The following is a 3623-nucleotide window of genomic DNA, read 5'->3' as shown; positions in this document are numbered from 1 at the left end:
GGATCTGCTCGACATGCTGGCGGAGATCCGGGCGCTCGATCCCCGGCCGGGCATGGCGTTTTCGGGCGGCGCCAGCGACGCGATCGTCGCCGATGTCGAGGTGCGCGCGGCCAATGACGGCAGCTGGACGGTCGAACTCAATGCCGAAACGCTGCCGCGGGTCTTGGTCGACCATATCTATTTCGCCCAGGTCTCACCGCAGGCCAAGAACCAGGCGGAAAAGGATTTTCTGGCCGAATGCCTGCAGAATGCAAACTGGCTGACGCGCAGCCTCGACCAGCGGGCAAAGACCATCCTCAAGGTCGCCTCGGAAATCGTTCGCCAGCAGGATGCCTTCCTCGTCCATGGCGTGCGGCAGCTGAAGCCGCTCAATCTGCGCACGGTGGCCGACGCCATCGGCATGCACGAATCGACGGTCAGCCGGGTCACAGCCAACAAATACATGCTGACGCCGCGCGGCGTGTTCGAGCTTCGCTACTTCTTCACCGCCTCGATCGCCGCGTCGGGCGGCGGCGATGCGCATTCCTCGGAAGCCGTGCGTGACCGCATCAAGCAGTTGATCGACGAGGAAAAACCCGTCGACGTGCTTTCCGACGACGCGATCGTCGACATGTTGCGCGAAAGTGGCGTCGACATTGCAAGACGTACGGTCGCCAAGTACCGGGAAGGCATGAATATCCCCTCTTCGGTGCAGCGCCGACGCGAGAAACGGGCGATGGCCAGCGCCGGGCGCTGAGCGGGTCGATTTTCCACAGGCCGGCACTTCATTGACAAGCCGCGGTGAAGTGGCTAGAAGCCCGCCCGCATGAGACGGGCTAGATGCCCGCATGCGGATGGTCCGTCACGACGTTGGCCTCGGGACGGTCAAAGGGCGGCTTGTGATCAACCGGAAAGTTTGGATTTAAAATCGGCGCAAGTGACGCCGCAAAGCTTGTGCGCACGGATCACGAGTATAAACTCGGGCCAGTTTGAAGCCTGAGCAAGGAAGGTCAGTTTTCAGATGAATCTGCGCATATCGGGAAAACACATGGATATCGGCGATGCGTTTCGGACACGCATCAATGATCGCGTCGGCGAAGCGATCGGCAAATATTTCGATCGCGGCTTTGCCGGACATGTCACGGTCATCAAATCGGGCTCGCGCTATTCGGCGGACTGCATGATCCGGCTGGATTCCGGCGCTTCGCTGCAGGCCACCGGCGATGCCCAGGATCCGACGCTAGCCTTCGAGGCGGCGGCGGACCGTCTGGAAACCCGCCTGAGGCGCTACAAGCGCAGGCTGAAATCGCACAATTCGGGCGCCGCCAACGGCCAGCCGACCGACATCGCCTACACGGTGATGGCGCCGCTTGCCGATGACGACGAGGACATTCCGGAGAATTTCGCGCCCGCCATCGTCGCCGAATCAACCATGACGCTGAAGACCATGTCGGTGGCGTCGGCGGTCATCGAACTCGACACCAAGGACAGCCCGGTCTTTGTCTTCCGCAATGCGGGAACCGACCATCTCAACATCGTCTATCGCCGACCCGATGGAAATATCGGCTGGATCGACCCGTCGACGACCAAGGTCGCGCAAGCGTGACGACAAAGGTCGCACGGTGACGACAAGGGTCGCACGGCAATAAGAGCCGGCCGCACGAGGGGTGGGGACTGGTGACGGCAGGCGAACAAGGGATTTTCTAGCATGGATCTGAGCGATCTTATCAACGTTCCGGCGATACTGCCGGCGTTGAAGGCGAACTCCAAGAAGCAGCTGCTGCAACTGCTGTCCGAACGGGCAGCGGCGATTTCCGGCATTCCGGAGCGGGAGGTGTTCGACACCATCCTGCAGCGTGAGCGCCTGGGTTCGACCGGCGTCGGCAACGGCATCGCCATTCCGCACGGCAAGCTGGCCGGCGTGAAACGCATCGCAGGTGTTTTCGCCCGGCTGGAGACGCCTGTCGATTTCGAATCGCTGGACGATCAGCCCGTCGATCTGGTGTTTCTGCTGCTGGCGCCGGAAGGGGCGGGCGCCGACCACCTCAAGGCACTGTCGCGCATCGCGCGGGTCCTGCGCGATGCCGACACGGTGGCCAAGATCAGGGGTACGCGCGACGCCGCCGCTATCCACGCGCTGTTGTCGGACACCCAGGCTTCGCACGCGGCCTGAATTTCGAGAATGATATCGCTAAAGGGCCGCCATGGGCGGCCCTTTCCGTTTCAGCCGGAATCGCTGTCAATGAATGGCGACGGTGGTCAGGTCGTTTTCCATGGCGCCGGCCAGAGCGCGGTCACGCGCATCGGAAAGCAGGATCGGCTGGCCATTGGCGGCAAACAAGGCCCACAGTTCCATGCCGGGGGCGATTTCGCCGAGATTGGGGAAACGGCCGAGCAATTCGTCGCTCGAGACCTTTCTGAGATAAGCGACCGAGCCTTCGCCGAGATGAGCGAATTCGCCATTGGTCATGGTGATGTTTTCAGTTCTGGTCATTTCAAAGCCTCCTTGGCGCGAGGACGCCGCTCAAGGCCATCCCGCATGAGAGCCATTTCAATTTGCTGCATCGTGCTTTCGGAAGTCGGAGCCGATTTCCGGCCGATGCAGTGGTAAAGATCAGTCTTTCACCGATATGTTTATTTTCCGTACCAGCCGTTCGGACTCCGGCCGATCGAGGTCGATCGACAAAAGACCGTTCTTCAACTCCGCCGCGATCACCCGCATGCCGTCGGCCAGCACGAAACAGCGCTGGAACTGGCGCGCGGCGATGCCGCGATGAAGAAATTCGCGCTCGGTGTCGTCGGTCTGACGGCCGCGCACGACCAACTGGTTTTCCTCCGTGGTGACATCGAGATCGCTTTCGGCGAAACCGGCGACCGCCAATGTAATGCGCAACCTTTCGGTCTTGCCGTCGGCGCCGCTGAGGCGTTCGATGTTGTAGGGAGGGTAGCTGTCGCCGGATTTCGCCAGGCGTTCCAGGGTCTTTTCCATGGCGTCGAAACCAAGGAGAAGCGGGCTGGAAAAGGGCGTCATTCGGCTCATGTTACACTGTCCTCTCAAGAGCGACATAAAGTGGAAAAACCCAGATGGCATTTTTCCCGATGGCCTTGATATGGTCCGCCCCGCGACCAAGTTCAAGCCGTCAACAGACCCGCTCAAAAAGACCAGGCGTGGACTCACAGGAATGACCGACATGGCGCTTGAAACGGCGAGCAGATGCAAGGAGAAGCGCGCAGGTCGGGAATTGTCTTTCCCGGTCGAGCGGTTCGACATGGCAGCTCGCGACCGCTTCGGCGTCATTTGGATGTTTCGATCGGATCGGTTCAAGCCCACGACCTCGCCAAACAAGGAATTGAAATGCCCCAATCACGCAAGATCATCATCGACACGGATCCCGGTCAGGATGATGCCGTCGCCATATTGCTGGCGCTCGGCAGCTCCGAACTGGAGATCGTCGGCATATCAGCCGTTGCCGGAAACGTGCCGCTGAAGCTTACCGAAAAGAATGCCCGCAAGATCTGCGAGTTGGCCGGCCGTCCGGACATCAAGGTCTATGCCGGCGCCATCCGGCCCCTGATGCGCGAACTGGTCACCGCCGAGGAAGTGCATGGCAAGACCGGTCTCAACGGACCGCAATTGCCAGAAC

6 protein-coding genes are annotated in these 3623 nt (G+C 60.8%); 4 read left to right on the top strand and 2 right to left on the bottom strand.

Going from position 1 to position 3623, the window contains the following annotated elements; genetic code table 11:
• From EN906_RS26740 to ptsN, 3 genes are all read left to right on the top strand, one after another.
• A partial coding sequence (locus EN906_RS26740; RefSeq protein WP_164777377.1) for an RNA polymerase sigma-54 factor occupies positions 1 to 736 on the top strand: 736 nt, incomplete at its 5' end.
• Positions 737 to 1000: 264 nt separating this feature from the next.
• Positions 1001 to 1585 carry a ribosome-associated translation inhibitor RaiA gene (raiA, locus tag EN906_RS26735; protein ID WP_013529588.1) on the top strand — a complete coding sequence of 195 codons (585 nt, stop codon included), beginning with the start codon at positions 1001 to 1003 and terminating at the stop codon, positions 1583 to 1585.
• Positions 1586 to 1687: 102 nt separating this feature from the next.
• The gene (ptsN, locus tag EN906_RS26730; RefSeq protein ID WP_013529589.1) at positions 1688 to 2152 is read left to right on the top strand and encodes a PTS IIA-like nitrogen regulatory protein PtsN; all 465 of its coding nucleotides are present in this window, start codon (positions 1688 to 1690) and stop codon (positions 2150 to 2152) included.
• A gap of 66 nt (positions 2153 to 2218) precedes the next feature.
• Here the strand turns inward: ptsN and EN906_RS26725 are convergent, their stop codons facing one another.
• Both EN906_RS26725 and EN906_RS26720 read right to left on the bottom strand, forming a co-directional pair.
• Positions 2219 to 2473 carry a DUF1150 family protein gene (locus tag EN906_RS26725; protein ID WP_023760740.1) on the bottom strand — a complete coding sequence of 85 codons (255 nt, stop codon included), beginning with the start codon at positions 2471 to 2473 and terminating at the stop codon, positions 2219 to 2221.
• 120 nt (positions 2474 to 2593) lie between these two features.
• Positions 2594 to 3019 (bottom strand): Hsp20 family protein, encoded by a 426-nt coding sequence (locus EN906_RS26720; RefSeq protein WP_023760739.1) that lies wholly within the window; start codon positions 3017 to 3019, stop codon positions 2594 to 2596.
• 315 nt (positions 3020 to 3334) lie between these two features.
• Between EN906_RS26720 and EN906_RS26715 the strand changes: the two genes are divergently transcribed.
• Positions 3335 to 3623, top strand: a 289-nt coding sequence (locus EN906_RS26715) for a nucleoside hydrolase (protein ID WP_206529171.1), incomplete at its 3' end; no start/stop codon positions are given.

It is taken from the genome of Mesorhizobium sp. M7A.F.Ca.CA.004.06.1.1 (genome assembly GCF_003999135.1).
GTDB lineage: Bacteria > Pseudomonadota > Alphaproteobacteria > Rhizobiales > Rhizobiaceae > Mesorhizobium.
Note: the sequence above shows the minus strand (reverse complement) of the source record. Positions and strands in the feature narration are given on the sequence as shown.